The sequence below is a fragment of the Oceanimonas marisflavi genome (assembly GCF_003049725.1).
GTDB lineage: Bacteria > Pseudomonadota > Gammaproteobacteria > Enterobacterales > Aeromonadaceae > Oceanimonas > Oceanimonas marisflavi.
The window spans coordinates 108,054-126,564 of record NZ_QAGM01000010.1 but is presented as its reverse complement, the minus strand read 5'-3'; the positions used below and the strand labels follow the sequence as shown (position 1 = coordinate 126,564).

Annotated in this window: 18 protein-coding genes; 10 read left to right on the top strand and 8 right to left on the bottom strand. The window is 63.3% G+C overall.

Going from position 1 to position 18,511, the window contains the following annotated elements; genetic code table 11:
* Window positions 1–1,053 (top strand): IS3 family transposase (locus DA373_RS08540; RefSeq protein ID WP_232821232.1); only part of this gene is annotated, 1,053 nt, incomplete at its 5' end.
* 116 nt (window positions 1,054–1,169) lie between these two features.
* Here the strand turns inward: DA373_RS08540 and DA373_RS08535 are convergent.
* Genes DA373_RS08535 through nudF form a run of 4 tightly spaced genes read right to left on the bottom strand, consistent with a single transcriptional unit; the run spans window position 1,170 to window position 3,660 of the window.
* Window positions 1,170–1,739 (bottom strand): YqiA/YcfP family alpha/beta fold hydrolase, encoded by a 570-nt coding sequence (locus DA373_RS08535; protein ID WP_107851884.1) that lies wholly within the window; start codon window positions 1,737–1,739, stop codon window positions 1,170–1,172.
* Between the two features lie 2 nt (window positions 1,740–1,741).
* Window positions 1,742–2,572, bottom strand: a complete 831-nt coding sequence (gene cpdA, locus DA373_RS08530; protein ID WP_107851883.1) for a 3',5'-cyclic-AMP phosphodiesterase — start codon at window positions 2,570–2,572, stop codon at window positions 1,742–1,744.
* Window positions 2,573–2,580: 8 nt separating this feature from the next.
* The gene (locus DA373_RS08525; protein WP_107851882.1) at window positions 2,581–3,024 is read right to left on the bottom strand and encodes a DUF1249 domain-containing protein; all 444 of its coding nucleotides are present in this window, start codon (window positions 3,022–3,024) and stop codon (window positions 2,581–2,583) included.
* A gap of 18 nt (window positions 3,025–3,042) precedes the next feature.
* On the bottom strand, window positions 3,043–3,660 hold the full coding sequence (gene nudF, locus DA373_RS08520; protein WP_107851881.1) for an ADP-ribose diphosphatase: 618 nt from the start codon (window positions 3,658–3,660) through the stop codon (window positions 3,043–3,045).
* Between the two features lie 53 nt (window positions 3,661–3,713).
* On the opposite strand from nudF, the gene DA373_RS16295 reads away from it, so the two are divergent.
* The 3 genes from DA373_RS16295 (at window position 3,714) to DA373_RS08510 (ending at window position 5,729) form a co-directional block, all read left to right on the top strand.
* Window positions 3,714–3,890: a hypothetical protein gene (locus tag DA373_RS16295; RefSeq protein WP_157953697.1), complete on the top strand. Its 177-nt coding sequence runs from the start codon at window positions 3,714–3,716 to the stop codon at window positions 3,888–3,890.
* Window positions 3,887–5,188 (top strand): outer membrane channel protein TolC, encoded by a 1,302-nt coding sequence (tolC, locus tag DA373_RS08515; protein ID WP_107851880.1) that lies wholly within the window; start codon window positions 3,887–3,889, stop codon window positions 5,186–5,188. Before DA373_RS16295 ends, tolC begins: the two co-directional genes overlap by 4 nt.
* 67 nt (window positions 5,189–5,255) lie before the next feature.
* Window positions 5,256–5,729, top strand: a complete 474-nt coding sequence (locus tag DA373_RS08510; protein WP_107851879.1) for an FKBP-type peptidyl-prolyl cis-trans isomerase — start codon at window positions 5,256–5,258, stop codon at window positions 5,727–5,729.
* Window positions 5,730–5,867: 138 nt separating this feature from the next.
* On the opposite strand, the gene DA373_RS08505 is transcribed toward DA373_RS08510, so the two are convergent.
* Genes DA373_RS08505 through DA373_RS08490 form a run of 4 tightly spaced genes read right to left on the bottom strand, consistent with a single transcriptional unit; the run spans window position 5,868 to window position 9,826 of the window.
* Entirely contained in the window at window positions 5,868–6,878 is a 1,011-nt protein-coding gene (locus DA373_RS08505; protein ID WP_107851878.1) for an AbrB family transcriptional regulator, read from the bottom strand.
* Entirely contained in the window at window positions 6,875–8,389 is a 1,515-nt protein-coding gene (locus DA373_RS08500; RefSeq protein WP_107851894.1) for a tripartite tricarboxylate transporter permease, read from the bottom strand. The genes DA373_RS08505 and DA373_RS08500 overlap by 4 nt, the downstream gene beginning before the upstream one ends.
* Window positions 8,390–8,393: 4 nt before the next feature.
* Window positions 8,394–8,828 (bottom strand): tripartite tricarboxylate transporter TctB family protein, encoded by a 435-nt coding sequence (locus tag DA373_RS08495; RefSeq protein ID WP_107851877.1) that lies wholly within the window; start codon window positions 8,826–8,828, stop codon window positions 8,394–8,396.
* 11 nt (window positions 8,829–8,839) lie between these two features.
* The gene (locus tag DA373_RS08490) at window positions 8,840–9,826 is read right to left on the bottom strand and encodes a Bug family tripartite tricarboxylate transporter substrate binding protein (protein ID WP_107851876.1); all 987 of its coding nucleotides are present in this window, start codon (window positions 9,824–9,826) and stop codon (window positions 8,840–8,842) included.
* Window positions 9,827–9,986: 160 nt separating this feature from the next.
* Here DA373_RS08490 and DA373_RS08485 point away from each other — a divergent pair, with 160 nt between their 5' ends.
* From DA373_RS08485 to DA373_RS08460, 6 genes are all read left to right on the top strand, one after another.
* Window positions 9,987–10,670 (top strand): response regulator transcription factor, encoded by a 684-nt coding sequence (locus tag DA373_RS08485; protein ID WP_107851875.1) that lies wholly within the window; start codon window positions 9,987–9,989, stop codon window positions 10,668–10,670.
* The gene (locus DA373_RS08480; RefSeq protein WP_107851874.1) at window positions 10,667–12,070 is read left to right on the top strand and encodes a sensor histidine kinase; all 1,404 of its coding nucleotides are present in this window, start codon (window positions 10,667–10,669) and stop codon (window positions 12,068–12,070) included. The genes DA373_RS08485 and DA373_RS08480 overlap by 4 nt, the downstream gene beginning before the upstream one ends.
* Window positions 12,067–13,095 carry an ABC transporter substrate-binding protein gene (locus DA373_RS08475; protein ID WP_107851873.1) on the top strand — a complete coding sequence of 343 codons (1,029 nt, stop codon included), beginning with the start codon at window positions 12,067–12,069 and terminating at the stop codon, window positions 13,093–13,095. Before DA373_RS08480 ends, DA373_RS08475 begins: the two co-directional genes overlap by 4 nt.
* Before the next feature lie 138 nt (window positions 13,096–13,233).
* Window positions 13,234–14,097 carry an MBL fold metallo-hydrolase gene (locus DA373_RS08470; protein WP_107851872.1) on the top strand — a complete coding sequence of 288 codons (864 nt, stop codon included), beginning with the start codon at window positions 13,234–13,236 and terminating at the stop codon, window positions 14,095–14,097.
* Between the two features lie 152 nt (window positions 14,098–14,249).
* Window positions 14,250–16,859 (top strand): nitrate reductase, encoded by a 2,610-nt coding sequence (locus DA373_RS08465; protein WP_107851893.1) that lies wholly within the window; start codon window positions 14,250–14,252, stop codon window positions 16,857–16,859.
* 282 nt (window positions 16,860–17,141) lie between these two features.
* Window positions 17,142–18,509 carry a CmpA/NrtA family ABC transporter substrate-binding protein gene (locus tag DA373_RS08460; RefSeq protein ID WP_107851871.1) on the top strand — a complete coding sequence of 456 codons (1,368 nt, stop codon included), beginning with the start codon at window positions 17,142–17,144 and terminating at the stop codon, window positions 18,507–18,509.
* Window positions 18,510–18,511: the final 2 nt, after the last annotated feature.

Below are 18,511 nucleotides of genomic sequence, written 5' to 3'. Positions count from 1 at the left end.
ATCAGCGTCTCAGATCGCCAACACGCTGTGGCGCTGATTGAGGAAGCGATGCGGGCCGGAGCACGCAAAGAAATGGCCTGTCGCGAGCTGGGGATCAGTATCCGTACGTTGCAACGCTGGACACGAAGTGGTGAGTTGTGTGCCGATGGGCGTCCTTCAGCCACCAGACCGGCACCGGCAAACCGACTCAGTGCAGCTGAGCAACAACAGATCCTGGAAGTATGTAATCAGCCGGAATACGCGAATTTGCCACCTGGGCAGATAGTGCCGCGACTGGCCGACAAGGGCATCTACCTGGCTTCCGAGCCGACCTTCTACCGAGTGTTGAAGGCGCACCATCAGCTGCATCGTCGTGGACGTGCCCGAGCGCCTCGCAAGCTGGCTCGACCAACGACTTACATCGCCTCGGCTCCGAAGCAGGTGTGGTCCTGGGATATTACTTACTGTCCGTCCAGCGTGCGTGGGCAGTTCTATTATCTGTACATGATAGAAGACATTTACAGCCGTAAAATCGTGGGTTGGGAAGTCCATGGCCGCGAGAGTGGAGCCTATGCTGCCGAGCTGATGCAACGTACCGTGATAGCCGAGCAATGCTTCCGGAAGCCACTGGTGTTGCACTCGGACAACGGTAGCCCGATGAAGTCATCGACCATGCTGGCCAAACTGGAAGAACTTGGCGTGACGCCCTCTCGCAGCCGGCCGCGAGTCAGTGACGATAATCCTTACTCAGAGTCATTGTTCCGAACGCTGAAGTACCGCCCGCTCTGGCCGACGTCAGGGTTTAGCAGTCTGGATGAAACCCGGCTCTGGATACAGCAGTTCGTTGCCTGGTACAACCATGAACATCGGCACAGCCGCATTCAGTATGTGACGCCCATTCAGCGTCATCAGGGAGAAGATATAGCCCTGCTGAAAGAACGCCATGCCGTGTATCAACGAGCTAAAGCGAGGCGTCCAGAGCGGTGGTCAGGAACAACACGCAACTGGACGCCGGCAGGAGATGTGGCACTCAACCCAGAGCGATTGGACGAAACACAAAAAGCAGCCGCGTAAAATGAAGAACGCGACAACTACCTTGAAAAACGCCGCAACCTACCACCTGCTCCAATACAGCATTGAATGAATAATCAGATATGCATTCCCACGCGGAGCGTGGGAACGAGAGCGGCTTACAGCTGCAGAAAGCGGATGATCTGGGCGCAGTAGTGATCAAAGCCGATAAAGGCGTGGTCGCCGCCTTTCTGAATGCAGGTTCTGGCGAAGTGGTAGTAATCGAGGGCTTCCCGGTAGTCGAGTACCTCGTCGCCCTGCTGCTGCAGCAACCAGATACGGTCAAGGCAGGTTGGCTCACTCACCCGCAACTCCGCCAGCTCCGCCATATGCTGCCCGGTCAGAGTATAGCGCTCATTCGTGTAGGGGTTGACCTGTTCCCCCAGCCAGTCGGCCAGCAGCACATGAGGGTTCACCGCCGGGTTCACCACCACGGCGCACACGCCGTAATGCTCCGCCACCCGGGTGGCCCAGAAGCCGCCAAGGGAGGAACCCACCACGCCAAAGGGCGTATTTAATTGGTCACAAATGGAGGCTATCTGTTCCCAGGCCGCCGCCGGGGTGGCCGCCAGCTGCGGGCAGATCAGCTCGATATCCGGCCGGCAGGCTTCCAGATGCTCGTGCATCAACCGGGCCTTGATGGAATTGGGTGATGAATTGAAGCCGTGCAGATATAGCAGGGTCGCCATGGTTAATATCCTCTGGCGCTGAAGTCGGGTACAAAGGCATTGGGCGGCAACCGCCACACCCGGGTGCTGAGCCGGCCGTCCGGATACAGTGACAGCTGACGCCAGCCCGGGGCCATGTAGTCGAGCGCAAATTCGTCCGACAGCGGCTTGAACTGAATGCAGGTCGAAGGGCTCGCCAGATAGCGAATGCCGTCAAACACCTGATCAAAGCCCTGGTGCACGTGGCCGCAGAGCACCACGGTGCTGGCCCGGTGGCGGGCCAGGCGGGTCTTTAGGGCCTCGGCATTGCGCAGGTTGTGCTGATCCAGCCAGGCACAGCCCACCGGCACCGCCTGATGATGCACCGCCACCAGCAAATGATGATGAGGATAAGTCGCAAGGGCCTCGTCCACCATGGCCAGCTGTTCGTCGCTCAGCCGGCCGCAGGTTTCCCCTTCGGCCTGGGAATCAAGCAGCAGCACCTGCCAGTGCTCGCCCAGCAGATGGTTGGCCTGGCTGACGCCGGCGGCATCCAGCTCCGCCTGCATCACCGGGGCTTCGTCGTGATTGCCGGGCAGCCAGAACACCGGCGGCGCCAGCTCGCGCATCATGGCCACGAAGTGCTGGTAAGACTCGGCACTCTGATCCTGAGACAGATCGCCGGTGGCCAGAATGGCGTCGCAGCCGGCCAGCTCTTCCTTCATGGCATTCACCACCGCCCGGCAACTGTGCCAGGTGGGCACCCCCAGCAGGTCACCGTTCTGATCGGCAAACAGGTGAGTGTCGGTGATCTGGGAAAGTTCGGCTACGCCGTCACAGGCGTGAGTGCCAAGAGGAACTGAAGAAAGGGTCATTGCCTCGCTCAAAGCTGTTTGATGGTACTGAATCCGTGTTGCAGGCAACATCTCAGCCATTCGGCCAGAAAGAAGTTCACCTGTTCCTTTTCGTTGCGGTGATGCATGTTTTTATTGGGATAATCATAACTTGGCTGCAGGGTCGAAATCTGCTGGCTGGCACACACTTCGGCCATTCTTACGTCATGATAGAGCCGCACCCGCACCTTCATGCGCATGAAGACCGGCAGCCCCGGCGTGCACTGCTCAATGGACACATGCCAGGTGTAGGGCGCCGTCTCCAGCACTCTGAGCACAAACAGCACCCGCTCGCTGATGCCCACCGACAGGCTCTCCCCCACCCGCGCCTCGGTGGGCAGCAGCCGCATCAGGGCCATGTAGTTGGTATCGCAGGTGCGCTGCAGACCTCGCAGATCCGGCACATGCTTGCGGGTGCTAACAGAAATCAACATTTCCTCCTTGAGTTGTGGTTATTGCCACAACCCGGACTTCAGGTTCAGAGCCAGCCACTGCAGGGCAATCACACTGGCGGCGTTATCTATTCTACCATCGGCAAGCCATTGCATCGCCTGCTCTCTTGGCAGTCGGTGCACGCGAATGTCTTCCCCTTCATCGGCCAGGCCGGCGTGGCTGGCGGCCCGGGAGGCATCCACCTCGCCCACAAACACGGTAATGCGCTCGCTGCAGCCGCCCGGGCTGGAGAAATAACCCAGCGCCCGGGTCAGCCTGCCCAGGGTGAGGCCGGCTTCTTCCTCGGCTTCCCGGCGCACCACGTCTTCTTCCGATTCCCCGGGCTCGACGATGCCCGCCACAATCTCCAGCAGCCAGGGGCTGGCGTCATGGTGAATGGCCCCCACTCTGAACTGCTCCACCAGCACCACCTCATCGCGCACCGGATCATAAGGCAGCACCGCCGCCGCATGACCCCGGTCAAACAGCTCCCGGGTAAGCGTTGGTCCCCAGCCGCCGCCAAACAGACGATGGCGCAGGCGCACTTTCAGCAATCGAAAGAATCCTTTATAGCCGGTCTCTTCGGCCACAATCTGCATATCCTGGCGCCCGAAACGGGCATCCTTGTGCTGGCTCATGTGCGCTCCTCGCTTGACATTCCGGCGGCAAAATCTAGACTGAAACGCCGCTAATGAATGAACGTTCATTCTTGTTCGTCATGGGCTGCCGGGCCACCCATGCCACCGCATTCGCCGTGCCGCTGCCGGCATGGCACGCCCATGTTACCGTTATACTGAACAGACGAAAACCGACTGCCCGCAAGCGCCGGGTGATCATGGCTCCATCCGTTAACAAGGCCAACGCATGAAAAAAACACTGTTGTCGACCCTGGTGCTGCTGTGCGCGGCGGGCCAGGCCCAGGCCGAAAACCTGCTGGAAATCTATCAGCAGGCCACCCAGAACGACCCTCAGGTTCGGGAAGCCAAGGCCCGGCGCGACGCTGCCTTTGAAAAAATCAATGAATCCCGTGCGCCCCTGCTGCCCCAGGTGGACCTGAGCGCCGGCGCCAATTATACCCAGAGCAACCGCAACGATCTGCGCACCGGCGCCACCACCACCGCCGGCGTCAACCTGGGCCAGGCGCTGTATCGCAAGTCGAGCTGGGTCAGTCTCGACATCACCGAAAAGCAGGCGGCCCAGAGCGAAGTGGGCTACAAGCAGGTGCAGCAGGCACTGATCGTGCGCGCCACCCAGGCCTATTTCAATGTGCTTAATGCCGAAGACACCCTCAGCTTTGTGCGGGCCAACAAGGAGGCGGTGAGCCGTCAGCTGGAGCAGACCAAACAGCGCTTTGAGGTGGGTCTGAGCGCCATGACCGACGTGCACGAGGCCCAGGCCCAGTATGACCAGGCACTGGCGGATGAAATTCTGGCCGAGAATCAGCTCAACAACAGCCGGGAGGTGCTGCGTGAGCTCACCGGCATGCATTATGAGCAGCTGGCTCCGCTCAATACCGACAGCTTCAGCCCCCAGGCCCCGGCCCTGCGCGCCGACGGCTGGCTGGACATCGCCCTGGAGCAGAACCTGGAGCTGCACGGCCAGCGTATTGCCAAAGACATTGCCAGTGAGCAGATTGACCTGGCCCGGGCCGGCCACCACCCCACCCTGGATCTGAACGCCGGCGTCAACAGCACCCACAGCGACTTCAAAAACGCCAACCAGAATGACGGCACCCTGAACGAAGGCACCATAGGGGTTTCCTTTAACCTGCCGCTCTACTCCGGCGGCGCCACCACTTCTCAGGTGAGCCAGGCTCGCTACAACTATGTGGCGGCCAGTGAAGTGCTGGAGCGCAGCTTTCGCTCGGTACAGAGCAGCGTCTATTCCTCCTACAACGACGTAATCGCGGCGCTCGGCTCCATTCGCGCCTTTGAGCAGCTGGTGATCTCGGCGGAAAGCGCCCTCAGCGCCACCGAGGCCGGCTATGAGGTGGGCACCCGCACCATAGTCGACGTGCTCAACGCCACCCGTCAGCTGTATGATGCCCGCCAGCAGCTGTCGTCGGCCCGTTACAACTACATCGTCAGCCAGCTGCAGCTACGCCAGGCCGCCGGCAACCTGACCGAGCAGGATCTGATCGATATCAATAACGGTTTGCAGCGGTAACATTGAACGCAAGGCGTGAGGAGCACGCCTTGCGTTCAACAGATTCAACAAACAATAAGGAATTCGCGTGTTTAAAATCATTCTGGGCCTCGCCCTGGTGGCACTGGTGGTGCTGTTTATCTATCGCTCTCAGGGCAACAAGCAGGCGGCGGCCGAAAACATTCAGGCCGGGGACGCCTTTCTGGCCGAGAACCAGCAAAAGGAAGGGGTGCAGACCACAGATTCCGGCCTGCAGTACCAGGTGCTGAAAGAAGGCACCGGCACCGTGCACCCCAGGGCCAGTGACAAGGTCACGGTGCACTACCACGGCACCCTGCTCAACGGCACCGTATTCGACAGCTCAGTCGAACGGGGCGAAACCATACAGTTTGGCCTCAACCAGGTGATCAAGGGCTGGACCGAGGGCCTGCAGCTGATGGTGGAAGGCGAGAAAATCCGCTTTTTCATTCCCGCCAGGCTGGCCTACGGCAACCGCGCCGTGGGCACCATTCCGCCGGGATCCGTGCTGATCTTTGAGGTCGAGCTGTTCAAAATCAACTGATGGCTGTTCATAACAGTTTACCGGCGGCAGTGACTGGGTTTCGCTGAGCAGACCCTCCGCGCCAGGGACGGCGCGGCGGAGCCCCCAAGGATGGGTTAACGGCGAGTCTGCGTGCGAGGCCCTGTCGATGCAGCCCGTTCAGGAACCGCTCTTCACGCCGGCCCGGCGCATCAGCCAGCCGGCGGTCACGCCCAGCAACACAATGCGCAGCACATGGTGAAAAATCACCCATGACGGCTCCAGCCCGGTGACCAGGGCCAGGTAGATCATGGCCTCCACCGCCCCCGGCGCATAGGCCAGCCACACCTGAAACACCGGCAGACCCAGCCACCAGCCCACCAGCCCCGCCCACAGCAAAGACACCAGCGAGCTCGACAGACTCACCAGCAGACCCGCCGCCAGCAAACCGGCCATTTCCCGTGCCGGCAGGGGCCGCAACCGGCTGCCCACCAGCGCGCCCAGCAGCACCATGCTCACTGGGATCAGCCCCGCCACCGGCAACGCCGGCTGCCCGAGCCAGGCGGCACAGGCCGCAGCGGTAAACACCCCGGACAGAATATAACCGGCGGGCACCCTGAACCGGGTCAACAACCGGCCGCCGGCCCAGGCCAGGGCCACCAGCCCCAGGCTGGCAGGGGCCGACAGGATGAAACTCGCCGGAGTGGGTGCCAGCGGCACCCACTCCAGCACCATGGCGGTACTGACCGTGGCCACCAGGGCAATGACCCGCACCGTCTGCGACAGGATCACGCGAATGGGATTGTCCAGCTGCGTGGCCAGGGCCGCCATCACCGACAACGCCCCCGGGGATGCGCCCATGGCCGCCTCCTGCCGGGACCAGCCGAGCCGGTGCAGCAGCCATTGTCCCAGCGGAATTTGCGTAGCCAGACACAGCAACAGCCCCGCCACGCTGACCAACAGCGACGTGAGGCCGGGCAAATGCAGATCCAGCCGCAGACCCACGGCCACACCCAGACAGGCCTGTATCGGCGGCAACAGCCGCCGGGGCAATGCGACCCTGACGCCGAGCAACACGGCCACAGTGACCGCCAGCATGGCTCCCAGCAGCCAGTCGGAAGGAAAGCCGGCCCAGTGGGCCAGCCCGCCTCCTGCCGCGCCCAGCGCACCGGTACGCAGCCAGATCATCATGCCTCGGCGGCCGCCTGCTTCTGGCGCAGTGCGCGGCGACGTTTCATCACCAGCGGCAGCACCAGTACCATGGCACTCAGGGTCCACAGGGTCAGGGTCACGCCGTTGTTGAACAGTATGCCCCAGTCACCGGCACTGATGGACAGGGCCCGGCGCAGGTTGTCTTCCAGCACCTCACCCAGCACCAGGCCAAGGATCACCGGCGCCAGGGAGAAGCCCAGCTTGCGCAGCAGGAAACCAAACACACCCAGCAGTATCATAAAGAAGAGATCAAAGCTGGCGCCGTGAATGGAGTAGATGCCCACAAAGGTCAGCATCACGATCACCGGCACCAGGTAGGCCTGACGCACGCTCAGCATGCGCACGAAAATGCCGACCAGAGGCAGGTTCATCACCAGCAGCGCAATGTTGCCCACAAACATGGAGGCGATCAGGCCCCAGGCAATGTCCGGCTTCTGGCTGAACAGCAACGGACCCGGGGTCACATCAAACAGCAGCAGGGCGCCCAGCAGAATGGCGGTGGTGCCGGAGCCGGGGATCCCCAGGGTCAGCATGGGCACCATGGAGCCCACCGCCGCCGAGTTGTTGGCCGCCTCGGGGGCCGCCAGGCCACGCACGTCGCCGTTGCCGAACTCGTTGTGCTCGCCGGCCAGGCGCTTTTCGGTGCCGTAGGCCACGGCGCTGGCCACGGAGGCGCCGGTGCCGGGCAGCACGCCGATCACAAAACCCACCAGGGTGGAGCGCAGCACGGTCCAGCGCACCTGCACCAGATCCGCCGCCTTGACGAAGGACTTGCTGACCTTTTCCAGCCGGCCGCCACCGCCGTAGTGATGCTCCACCAGCAGCAGAATTTCGCTGATGGCGAACATGCCGATCACCACCACCAGAAAGTCGATGCCGTCAAACAGGCTGGTGATGCCAAAGGTAAAGCGCAGCACGCCGGTGCCGGAGTCCACGCCGACCGTGGCCATGGCCAGACCGATAAGGGCGCCGATCACGGTTTTTACCGGACGCGAGCCCACCATGGACGCCAGGCAGCACAGTGCAAACACCATCAGCGCCACAAACTCCGCCGGGCCAAAGGTGACCGCCAGCCGGGTCAGCAGCGGGGTAAAGATCACCAGCAGGATCAACGCCCCCATGGAGCCGGCAAAGGACGACACCGCCGACAGCGCCAGCGCCCGGCCACCCTCGCCCCGCTTGGCCATGGGATGACCGTCCAGGGTGGTCATGATGGCACCGGCATCCCCGGGCACGTTCAGCAGAATACTGGAAATACGACCGCCGTACTCGGCACCGTAATAGACCCCCGCCAGCAGAATAATGGCCGACGCCGGCTCCAGGCCCATGGAATAGGCCAGGGGCAGCAGAATGGCGATGCCGTTGATGGGCCCGATGCCCGGCAGCGCTCCCATCAGGGTGCCGAAAAAGCAGCCGGCCAGCACCAGCCCCAGATTCATGGGCGTCAGGGCCACGGCAAAGCCGCTGGCCAGGGTAGACAACACATCCATGATATTAACCTCCAAACACCGTGCCCACCGGCACATTCAGCTCCAGCAACCCGCTCATCACCAGGTGCCCCACGCCGCCCAGTGCCGCGGAGTAAACCAGGGCCCGGCCCCAGTCCAGCCCGAACAGGCGGGCAAACAGGGTGCCGACCAGCCAGGTGGACAGCACAAATCCCAGCAACTCAAAGCTCCAGGCATAGACCAGCAGGCACAGCACCACCACCAGATGGCGAACAAACAGGCTGCGGCCATAGGCCTCTTTCAGCCGGTCGGGCCGAATGGCCAGCCACAGCGCGGTGCCCAGCAGCAACACCGCCAAAATCAGCGGTATGGCCTTGGGCCCTACCGGCTCATACTGAAAAGGCACGTCCAGTTGCCAGGCGGCGGCCCCCAGGGCCACCGCCAGCACCATCAGCGCCAGCGAAAAACAACGATCCGCCATGACGCCATTCCTTATCTGAGCAGTCCCATTTCCCGGGACAAATTCTGAAACTTCTCGATTTCCGCCTTCACATAGGCTTCATACTCGGCACCGGACATGGACAGCGGGAACAACCCCTGATGGTCGCGCACCTGGGCAAAGGCATCGTTCTGATGAAGTTCATTGAACTGCTGCACCCAGTAGTCGTAGGCCTCATCGGACACGTCCGGGGCCATATAGAAGCCGCGCATGATGGGCCATTCCATGTCGAAACCCTGCTCGGTGGCGGTGGGAATGCCGGCAAAGTCGCCCTCCAGCCGCTCCGGCGCCATCACCGCCAGCACCCGCACTATGCCGGCGTCCAGCTGGCCCTTGATCTCGGACACATCCCCCGGATACACCTGAATGTGGTTGCCCAGCACCGCCGCCATGGCGTCGCCGCCGCCCTCATAGGCCACATAGCGCATGGCGCGCGGATCCAGCCCCAGGCTGCGATACAGGAAGGCCGCCTTCATCCAGTCCTGACTGCCCACGGTGCCGCCGGCGCCAAACACCAGCTTGTTGGGGTTGGCCTTGAGATCCGCCGCCAGCTCCTCCAGGCTTTGCCAGGGCGCGTCGGCCTTGACGATAATGGCGCCATAGTCGGTGCCGATGGAGCCCACCCAGCGGGCGTCATCCACGCCCAGATCCCGTCCGAACTTGCTCAGGGCCAGGTTGAGGGAAGAGCCGGAGCTGAACGCCACCACGGCGTTGTTGTCTTCACGGCGGTTGCTGTTCATGTGGGTGTAGGCCACGGCACCCACGCCACCGGGCATAAAGGTCACTCGCATCGGCTCATTGAGCAGGCCGGACTTGTCCAGGCTGTTGGTCAGAATGCGGCAGGTCAGGTCAAAACCACCGCCCGGCTTGGCCGGCGCAATGCACTCCGGCTTGTCGGGGGTAAATTCGGCACTGGCGGTACCGGTCATCATCAGCAGGCCGGCGCCCAGCAGGGCTTTGGTCAGGGAATGCAGCTTCATAACAGTTCTCCTTGTTTGGGGTTCCATGGCACACTCTCGGCCAGGTGAAGCCAGCCGCTTGTCGCCAAACCGAAGATTGTTAACAAGGGCTTTACATTTACCCATGCTACTGCCCAAAGCTGTCACCAGGCTGTCATGAGCAAGGAAGGGGCCACAATAAATGCGCATTCTCGTGATCGAAGATACCACCGTGCTGGGCGAGGCCATTGCCGAGCGGCTGCAGAAGCTGGGCCACGGTACCGATCTGATTGGCAATGGCCGCCAGGCCGCCGACTGGTTGCGCCACCAACAGGTGGATTTGATCATTCTCGATCTCAACCTGCCGGGCTTGGACGGCGACGCCCTGCTGACGGAGCTGCGCCAGCGCAAGAACACCACGCCGGTGCTGATCCTGACCGCCCGGGACGGCATTGACGATCGCATCAAGCTGCTGGATTCCGGCGCCGACGACTACCTGGCCAAGCCCTTTGACTTTGGCGAGCTGGAAGCCAGAGTGCGGGCCCTGCTGCGCCGCCGCCAGGGTTATGCCTCGGACGTGAGCGAGCACGGCAACCTGGTATTCAACCGCACCGCCAAGACGGTCACCATTGCGGGCGAGCCCTGCGGTCTGGTGAACCGGGAGTTCCGCCTGCTGGAGATCTTTCTCTCGGGGCTGGAACGGGTCATGAGCAAGGAAGAGCTCACCGACCGGCTGTTCAATGCCGACGAAACCCCTTCGGCCAACGCCATTGAGCTCTATGTGGCTCGGCTGCGCAAGAAACTGGCGGGCAGTTCGGTGCGCATTCAGACCCTGCGCGGCCTGGGTTATGTCGCCCATGTGCAGACGGAAAACAGCCAGCCATGACCCCGACGGACGACGTGCACCACCCGGCCCTGCGCCGCCGGCTGCTGGTGCTGAGCGGCGTGGTGCTGACGGTACTGGCACTGCTGGCACTGGCGCTGATGCACAATTATGCCCGCCGCACCGCCGATCGCAGTTACGACATGATGCTGAACAGCGCCATACTGCAACTGGGCCAGTCGGTGCGCCACACCGGCCAGGGCTTTGCCGTGGATCTGCCGGTGGCGGCCTTTGCCACCCTGGCCCAGGCCCCGCAGGACAGGGTGTTTTACCGCATCAGCGTCAACGGCGAGGTACTGACCGGCTACCCGGACCTGCCCGCCCCGCCGCCCCGCGCTCCGGAGGAGCAAGCCCTGACGCAAGCCAGGCCGGATTTTTTCAACCTCACGTATCAGGATGAGGCCATTCGTGTGGCCCGGCTGGTGCGACTCAACACCGAACGCCTGCCCCAGGACGAAATCGTGATCGAGCTGGCCCAGACCCGGCTGGCCCGGGACGCCATGGCCGAGGCCATGCTGCATCCGGCCCTGGAGCTGATGCTGGCGGTGCTGGCGGTGGCCCTGGGTCTGCTGTGGCTGGGCATCTATTACGCCTTTAGTCCGTTTCGGCAGCTGGCCCGGGCCCTGTCCCGGCGCTCGCCCCGGGATCTGACCCCCCTGGCGCTGCCGGTGCCGAAAGAAACCCTCCCTCTGCTCGACACCATCAACGACTTTATCGCCCGCCAGCAGGCCCTGCTGGAACGGGTGGAGTCCTATACCTCGGTGGCCGCCCATCAGCTGCGCACGCCCCTGGCCAGCCTGCGGGCCCTGTGCGAAAACGCACGAGACGAGGGCGACGACAGCCGTCGGCAACGACTGCTGGCGCAACTGGTGGAGCAATGCGATCAGCTGTCTTTAACGGTGCGTCACCTGCTTAACCAGGCCCTGCTCGACCACCGCTTTCACAGCCGCGAGCCGGAGCCGGTGGCGCTCAACGCCCTGGTACGGCAGGTGTGCATGGAGCTGGCGGTCCAGGCCCTGCATCGGGGTGTGGAGCTGGCCTTTGTGCCGGCACCGGCGGAGCGGCAACTGCGCGGCGACGCCTTCGCCCTGACCCAGATGCTCAACAACCTGATCGAAAACGCCGTGTCCCACAGTCCGGCCGACGGCCTGGTGGAGATCGCCGTGAGTGCCGACGGCTGCATTTACATTCGGGATTCGGGCCCGGGCATTGCCGACCAGGAGAAAGAAAGGGTGTTTGAACGTTTTTACCGAGGCACCGCCAGCCGCCATCACGGCAGCGGCCTGGGCATGGCCATTGCCCGGGACGTGGCCGAGCACCATCATGCCCGCATTCGCCTCACCGATAACCACCCTCACGGCCTGAAGGTGGAAATTCGTTTTGGCACGGAGGCCTGGCTGTGAACTGGCTGATCCTGCTGCTGTTATGCCTGCTGCCGACGGCGAAGGCGGAACAAAGAATACTCCGGCCCGCCACCGGGGTGGAACAAACGCAACTGGTGCTCTATAGCGCCACCGACTACCAGCACATGGCGCCCCTGCTGCAGGCCTTTCAGCGTCGCCGGCCCGACGTGGCCATTGTCTTTGTGGACTTCAATTCCCAGCAGCTGTATCAGCGCTTTCTGGAAGAAGGCAGGGACTCACCGGCCGATCTGTTGCTGAGCTCGGCCATGGATCTGCAGCTTAAACTGGTCAACGACGGCCATGCTCGGCCCTGGCACTCCGACCGCACCGATGCCCTGCCCGCCGGCGTGCACTGGCGCCATGAGCTGTTCGCCCTGACCGTGGAGCCGGTGGTCATGGTATTCAACCGCGATCTGCTGGGCCCTCATGCCCTGCCCCGCAGCCGCCAGGAGCTGCTGGCCCTGCTGCGCCGGGATCCCGCGCGTTTTCAGGGCCGTATTCGCGCCTATGACATCACCCAGAGCGGCGTGGGCTATTTGCTGGCCACCCAGGACAGCCAGCAGGGGGAAAGCTACGGCCGGCTGCTGGAAGCCTTTGGCGGCCTGTCGGTACGCCTGAGTGAAAGCAGCAACCAAATGCTCACCGAGCTGGCCGAAGGCCGGGCCGTGCTGGGCTATAACCTGCTGGGCTCTTATGTGGCCGCCGCCGTCGACAAACATCCCCAGCTGGCGGCGGTGGCTCCCCGGGACTACAGCCTGCTGTTGATGCGCCTGGCGCTGATTTCCCGCTATGCCCGGCAGCCACAACTGGCGGGCGAGCTGCTCGACTTTATGCTGTCCCCCGCCGGCCAGGCGGCGCTGGCCGACGGTGGCCTGCTGCCGCTGTTTACCCCTGAGGCCGGGCTGACCGTGCGCCCCGAGGGACCGGTCACCCCCATTCCCCTCACCCCGGCACTGCTGCCGGCACTGGATCCCCTCGACAAGCAGGGTTTTATACGCATCTGGACCGGCTCCATGGCGCCCTGAGTAAACGGGCTCGCTACGCGCCCAACAGCGTTCGCAGTCTATCTTTATTTATGCCAAGTCCGTTGCATCAGATAAATTTAGATTTACCTAAATTAACATTTAATGATTTCCTTTTGGGAGAATAAATCCGGAGGTTATATGCACCCCCTGGTCACCCCCTTCTTTGACGACGCCACCTCGACCTTCAGCTATGTCGTGCGGGATCCGGCCTCCGCCAGCTGCGCCATTATCGATGCGGTGCTCGACTTCGAGTATGCCGGCGGCACCATCAGCACCCGCTCGGCCGATGCGCTGCTGGCCCATATCGCGCAACACCGGCTGCAGCCCGAGTGGATACTGGAAACCCATGTCCATGCCGACCACCTGTCGGCGGCCGCCTACCTGCGCCGTCAAACCGGCGCCCGCCTGGGCATAGGCGCGCAGATCACGGCGGTGCAAAACATCTTTGGCGAGCGTTTCAACGCCGGGCCGGACTTTGCCACCGATGGCAGCCAGTTCGACGCCCTGTTTGAAGACGGCGACACCATTACCATCGGCACCCTCACCGGCCGGGCCATGCACACCCCTGGCCATACCCCGGCCTGCCTGACCTATGTGTTCGGCGATGCCGCCTTTGTGGGCGACACCCTGTTCATGCCCGACTACGGCAGCGCCCGCTGCGACTTTCCCGGCGGCGATGCGGCCAGTCTCTACCGGTCGGTGCAGCGCATCTTTGCCCTGCCCAACGATACCCGGCTGTTTATGTGCCACGACTACAAGGGGCCGGACCGGGATCACTACCAGCACCAGAGCTCGGTGGAGGAACAGCGCCGGCACAATGTGCACCTGCGCCAGGGCATCACCCAGGACGAATTTGTGCGCCTGCGCCGGGAGCGGGACAGCACGCTGCCGGCCCCCAGGCTGCTGCTGCCCTCAATCCAGGTCAATATGCGCGCCGGCGAGCTGCCCCCGGCGGAAAACAACGACCAAGTCTACCTCAAGGTGCCGGTAAACCGTTTCTGAGCCGTTACCCGCTGCACCAGCATGGCGCCCCTGCCTGATGATTGTGCAGCGGGCGGCCACAAAACAAACTCAAGCTATTGATTTATAATAAAATAATCTCATGGCATGGCCCTTGCTTGAGACATGTAAACACCTTTCAGCACAGGGCCACCATGACAGCATCCACTCACACCACCTGCCCCTATTGCGGCGTTGGCTGCGGTATACGGGTCGATAACCAGGGCGCCGTGCAGGGCGATGAACACCACCCCGCCAACCGGGGCGCCCTGTGCGTGAAGGGCATGGCCCTGACGGACAGTCAGCAGTTACCCAGCCGTTTGCTCTACCCCAGGATCCAGGGCGAGGAAACGGACTGGCCGGCGGCGGTCGGGCACATCGCCCGGCGCCTGAGCGACATTATTGACCGTCACGGCCCGGACGCCGTGGCCTTTTACGGCTCGGGCCAGATGCTGACCGAAGACTACTATGTGGCCAACAAGCTGATGAAGGGCTTTATCGGCTCGTCCAATATCGACACCAACTCCCGGCTGTGCATGTCGTCCGCCGTCGCCGCCCACCAGTACGCCTTTGGCGAGGATGCGGTGCCCGCCTGCTACGACGACATCGACGAGGCCGAGCTGGTGGTGATCGCCGGCGCCAATACCGCATGGACCCATCCGGTCCTTTTTCGCCGGCTGGAAGCCGCCCGGGCCGCTAAGCCGCGCCAGCAATGGGTGGTGATCGACCCCAGGGCCACCGCCACCGCCCGTCAGGCGGATCTGCACCTGGCCATCACCCCGGGCTCGGATCTGGCGCTGTTCAACGGCCTGGCCCGCTATCTGCTCGACCAGAAGGCCATCGATCGGGATTTCGTCACTCGGCATGTGGCGGGCCTGGATGAACTGCAACGCCAGCTTTCCGGCCCCGAATACCATCCCGAACGGGTGGCCGAGGCCACCGGCCTGAGCCTGGAACGGCTGCTGCATTTCTATCGCCTGTTCCAGGCCCACCCCCAAACCCTGACCCTGTTCTGCATGGGCATCAACCAGTCGCTCCAGGGCACCCACAACGCCGGCGCCATCATCAATTGTCACCTGCTCACCGGCCGTATCGGCAAGCCGGGCGCGGCGCCCTTTTCACTGACCGGCCAGCCCAACGCCATGGGCGGACGCGAGGTGGGGGGGCTGGCCAACCAGCTGGCGGCCCATATGGACTTTGCCCCCGCCAACCGGGACAGGGTGGCCCGCTTCTGGGGCACCAAGCGCCTGGCCCAGGGGCCCGGGCTCAAGGCCATGGACATGATAACGGCGCTGGAGCAGGGCGATATCAAGGCGCTGTGGATCATGGGCACCAACCCGGCGGTGTCGCTGCCCGACAGTGCCCGGGCCCGTCGTGCCCTGGCCCGCTGCGAGCTGCTGATCGTCTCCGACATCAGCCCCGCCACCGACACCGCCCGGCTGGCCGACGTGCTGCTGCCCGCCGCCGGCTGGGGCGAAAAGGACGGCACCGTCACCAACTCGACACGCATCATTTCCCGCCAGCGCCCCTTTCGCGCGGCCCCGGGTGCCGCCAAACCGGACTGGTGGGCCCTGTGCCAGGTGGCACGCGCCATGGGCTTTACCGGTGCCTTTGAATTTGACTCCCCCGCCGCCATTTTTCGTGAACACGCCGCCCTTTCCGGTTTTGAAAACCGGGGCGAGCGGCTGTTCAACCTGGGGGCGCTCGGCACCCTGAGCGATGCCGACTACAACGCCCTGCGCCCGTTGAGCTGGCCCCTGGCGGGTCAGCTCGGCGGCCCGGCCCGGCTGTTTGCCGAGGGCCGCTTTGCCACTGCCGATGGCAAGGCGCGGCTGCGGGTGGCGGCTCCGGTTGCCAGCCCCAAGGGGGCCGGCCTGCAGCTCAATACCGGCCGGCTGCGGGATCAGTGGCACACCATGAGCCGCACCGGCCATGTGGCGCGGCTGATGGCGGCGGCCACCGAGCCTCGGGCCCACCTGCACCCCGACACCCTGGCCCGCCTCGGACTGGGCCAGAATGATCTGCTGGCCCTCAGCAACGCGCGAGCCAGCATACTGGTGCGCCCGGTGGCCGACGACGACATGGCCCCCGAGCAGGTGTTTGTGCCCATGCACTGGAGCGGAGAGTTCAGTGCCGGTGGCCGGGTCAACGATCTGACCGAGGCCCGGGGCTGTGCCCTGTCCGGCCAGCCCGCCTTCAAGCAAAATACGGTACAGGCCAGGTCGGTCACCCCGGCCTGGCAGGCCTGCTGGATTGCCGGCGAGGCCCCGGCATCCTTGCCGGCCTGGTGGAGCCGCCGGCCCCTGAGCCGGGGCGAATGCTGGAGTCTGGCCGGACTCGAGGGCTCCGCCGAGGAGCTGCGGGCCGGGCTGACCGTCACCGACAGCTGGCTGGACTGGCCCCTGCCTCAGGGTCGGCTGCTGATTCGACTGACAGCAGGCAAGGTCAATGTCCTGCTGCTGCTGGGGTTGTCGCCCTGGCACATCGATGCAGAGCCGCTGGCCACGCTGCTGGATGCCCCCCTGCAACCCAGTTTGTTACTTACCCGGCTGGGTCTGGCCCTGGCCGGCAACAGCCGGCTGGTGTGCAGCTGCTGGAGCGTCAGCGAGGCACAAATCCAGCGCACCATAGAGCAGCACGACATCACTGAACTGGAGCAACTGCAGCAACAGCTCAAATGCGGCACCCGCTGCGGCTCCTGTGTGCCGGAGCTGAAACAGATGCTGCTGGCGTGCCGGTCCCAAACGCGGGAAACCAGCACCTGATCACCCTTTGTTCCGTTATGCCGGCTCAGCCCGGCGCGTTTCCTCCACTCCTGCCCGTTGGCGACTCCCATGCTTGCATGGGAGTTTTTTTTTGCGCCCGGCACCGGATGAAAACCACTGCATCATTGTGGTGAAATCCTTGCCCGAAAACAGGCGGCCCTTGTTGGTAACAGAAATAAAAAACCAACAAAATCAAATAATTAAAGTTGGCACACATCTTGATTGTTTCTCTGTAGTTACCGGTTTTCCCGGCACGGAGCCAACCTCACAGGGAATATCATCATGAAGTTATGGCAAACCACAGCAACGGCCTGCACCCTCGCCCTGAGCCTGAATGCCCCACTTGCGGCCCAGGAGGGGCCCGGACCGGCGGAGAAGGACGAGCTGACCCTCGGCTTTATCAAGCTCACCGACATGGCCCCCCTGGCCATTGCCTACGAGAAGGGCTTTTTTGAGGATGAGGGGCTTTATGTCACCCTGGAAGCCCAGGCCAACTGGAAGGTGCTGCTGGACAGGGTCATTTCCGGCGAACTGGATGGCGCCCACATGCTGGCCGGCCAGCCCATCGGGGCCTCCCTCGGCATCGGCACCCAGGCCGATATCATCACCGCCTTCAGCATGGATCTGAACGGCAATGCCATTACCGTGGCCAATCAGGTGTGGTCAACCATGAAGCCGCACCTGGAACACGATATCGCCGGCAAGCCGCTGCACCCCATTTCCGCTTCCGCGCTCAGACCGGTGCTGGAGCAATACCAGCAGGATGGCAAAAGCCTGAACCTGAGCATGGTATTTCCGGTGTCCAGCCACAACTATGAGCTGCGCTACTGGCTCGCCGCCGGTGGCATTCACCCCGGCTACTATGCTCCTCATCAGGGCGACAACAGCGGTCAGCGCCAGGCCGAGGTGCTGCTCTCGGTGACCCCGCCGCCCCAGATGCCGGCCACCCTGGAAGCCGGCACCATTGCCGGTTACAGCGTGGGCGAGCCCTGGAACCAACAGGCGGTGCGAAAGAAAATCGGAGTGCCGGTGATCACCAACCACGATATCTGGCCCCACAACCCGGAAAAGGTATTCGGGGTCAGCCAGGCCTGGACCGAGCAGCATCCCAACACCCACCTGCGGCTGCTCAAGGCCCTGCTGCGCGCCGCTCACTGGCTGGACCGGGATGACAACACCAACCGGAAAGAGGCGGTGGAGATACTGTCCCAGCCCTATTACGTGGGAGCGGACCAACAGGTGATTGCCGCCAGCATGACCGGCTCCTTTGAGTACGAATCTGGCGACGTGCGCCCGGCCCCCGACTTCAATGTGTTCTTTCGCCACGACGCCACCTACCCCTGGTACAGCGACGCCATCTGGTTCATGACCCAGATGCGCCGCTGGGGCCAGATTGCCGAGCCCAAAAGCGACGACTGGTATCTGGAACAGGCCAGACGCATCTATCGCCCCGATATCTATGTGCAGGCCGCCAACGCACTGATTGCCGAAGGCAGGCTGAGTGCCGACGACTTTCCCGGCCTGAAGCAACGGGACGGTTTTCGCCCGGTGACCAGCGCCTTTATCGACGGCGCCACCTTCGACGGCCGCAAGCCCAATGACTATATCGACCAGTTCGCCATCGGCCTGACCGGCGACACCCGGCTGTAAGC

Excerpts from the sequence above, each read along its gene's own strand:
- DA373_RS08480 (WP_107851874.1), top strand. The coding sequence starts at position 10,667 with ATGACCCCGACGGACGACGTGCACCACCCGGCCCTGCGCCGCCGGCTG.
- DA373_RS08485 (WP_107851875.1), top strand. The coding sequence starts at position 9,987 with ATGCGCATTCTCGTGATCGAAGATACCACCGTGCTGGGCGAGGCCATT.
- tolC (WP_107851880.1), top strand. The coding sequence starts at position 3,887 with ATGAAAAAAACACTGTTGTCGACCCTGGTGCTGCTGTGCGCGGCGGGC.
- cpdA (WP_107851883.1), bottom strand. The coding sequence starts at position 2,572 with ATGACCCTTTCTTCAGTTCCTCTTGGCACTCACGCCTGTGACGGCGTA.
- DA373_RS08525 (WP_107851882.1), bottom strand. The coding sequence starts at position 3,024 with ATGTTGATTTCTGTTAGCACCCGCAAGCATGTGCCGGATCTGCGAGGT.
- DA373_RS08460 (WP_107851871.1), top strand. The coding sequence starts at position 17,142 with ATGAAGTTATGGCAAACCACAGCAACGGCCTGCACCCTCGCCCTGAGC.
- DA373_RS08535 (WP_107851884.1), bottom strand. The coding sequence starts at position 1,739 with ATGGCGACCCTGCTATATCTGCACGGCTTCAATTCATCACCCAATTCC.
- DA373_RS08495 (WP_107851877.1), bottom strand. The coding sequence starts at position 8,828 with ATGGCGGATCGTTGTTTTTCGCTGGCGCTGATGGTGCTGGCGGTGGCC.
- DA373_RS08465 (WP_107851893.1), top strand. The coding sequence starts at position 14,250 with ATGACAGCATCCACTCACACCACCTGCCCCTATTGCGGCGTTGGCTGC.
- DA373_RS08500 (WP_107851894.1), bottom strand. The coding sequence starts at position 8,389 with ATGGATGTGTTGTCTACCCTGGCCAGCGGCTTTGCCGTGGCCCTGACG.
- nudF (WP_107851881.1), bottom strand. The coding sequence starts at position 3,660 with ATGAGCCAGCACAAGGATGCCCGTTTCGGGCGCCAGGATATGCAGATT.
- DA373_RS08505 (WP_107851878.1), bottom strand. The coding sequence starts at position 6,878 with ATGATGATCTGGCTGCGTACCGGTGCGCTGGGCGCGGCAGGAGGCGGG.
- DA373_RS08470 (WP_107851872.1), top strand. The coding sequence starts at position 13,234 with ATGCACCCCCTGGTCACCCCCTTCTTTGACGACGCCACCTCGACCTTC.
- DA373_RS16295 (WP_157953697.1), top strand. The coding sequence starts at position 3,714 with ATGAATGAACGTTCATTCTTGTTCGTCATGGGCTGCCGGGCCACCCAT.
- DA373_RS08490 (WP_107851876.1), bottom strand. The coding sequence starts at position 9,826 with ATGAAGCTGCATTCCCTGACCAAAGCCCTGCTGGGCGCCGGCCTGCTG.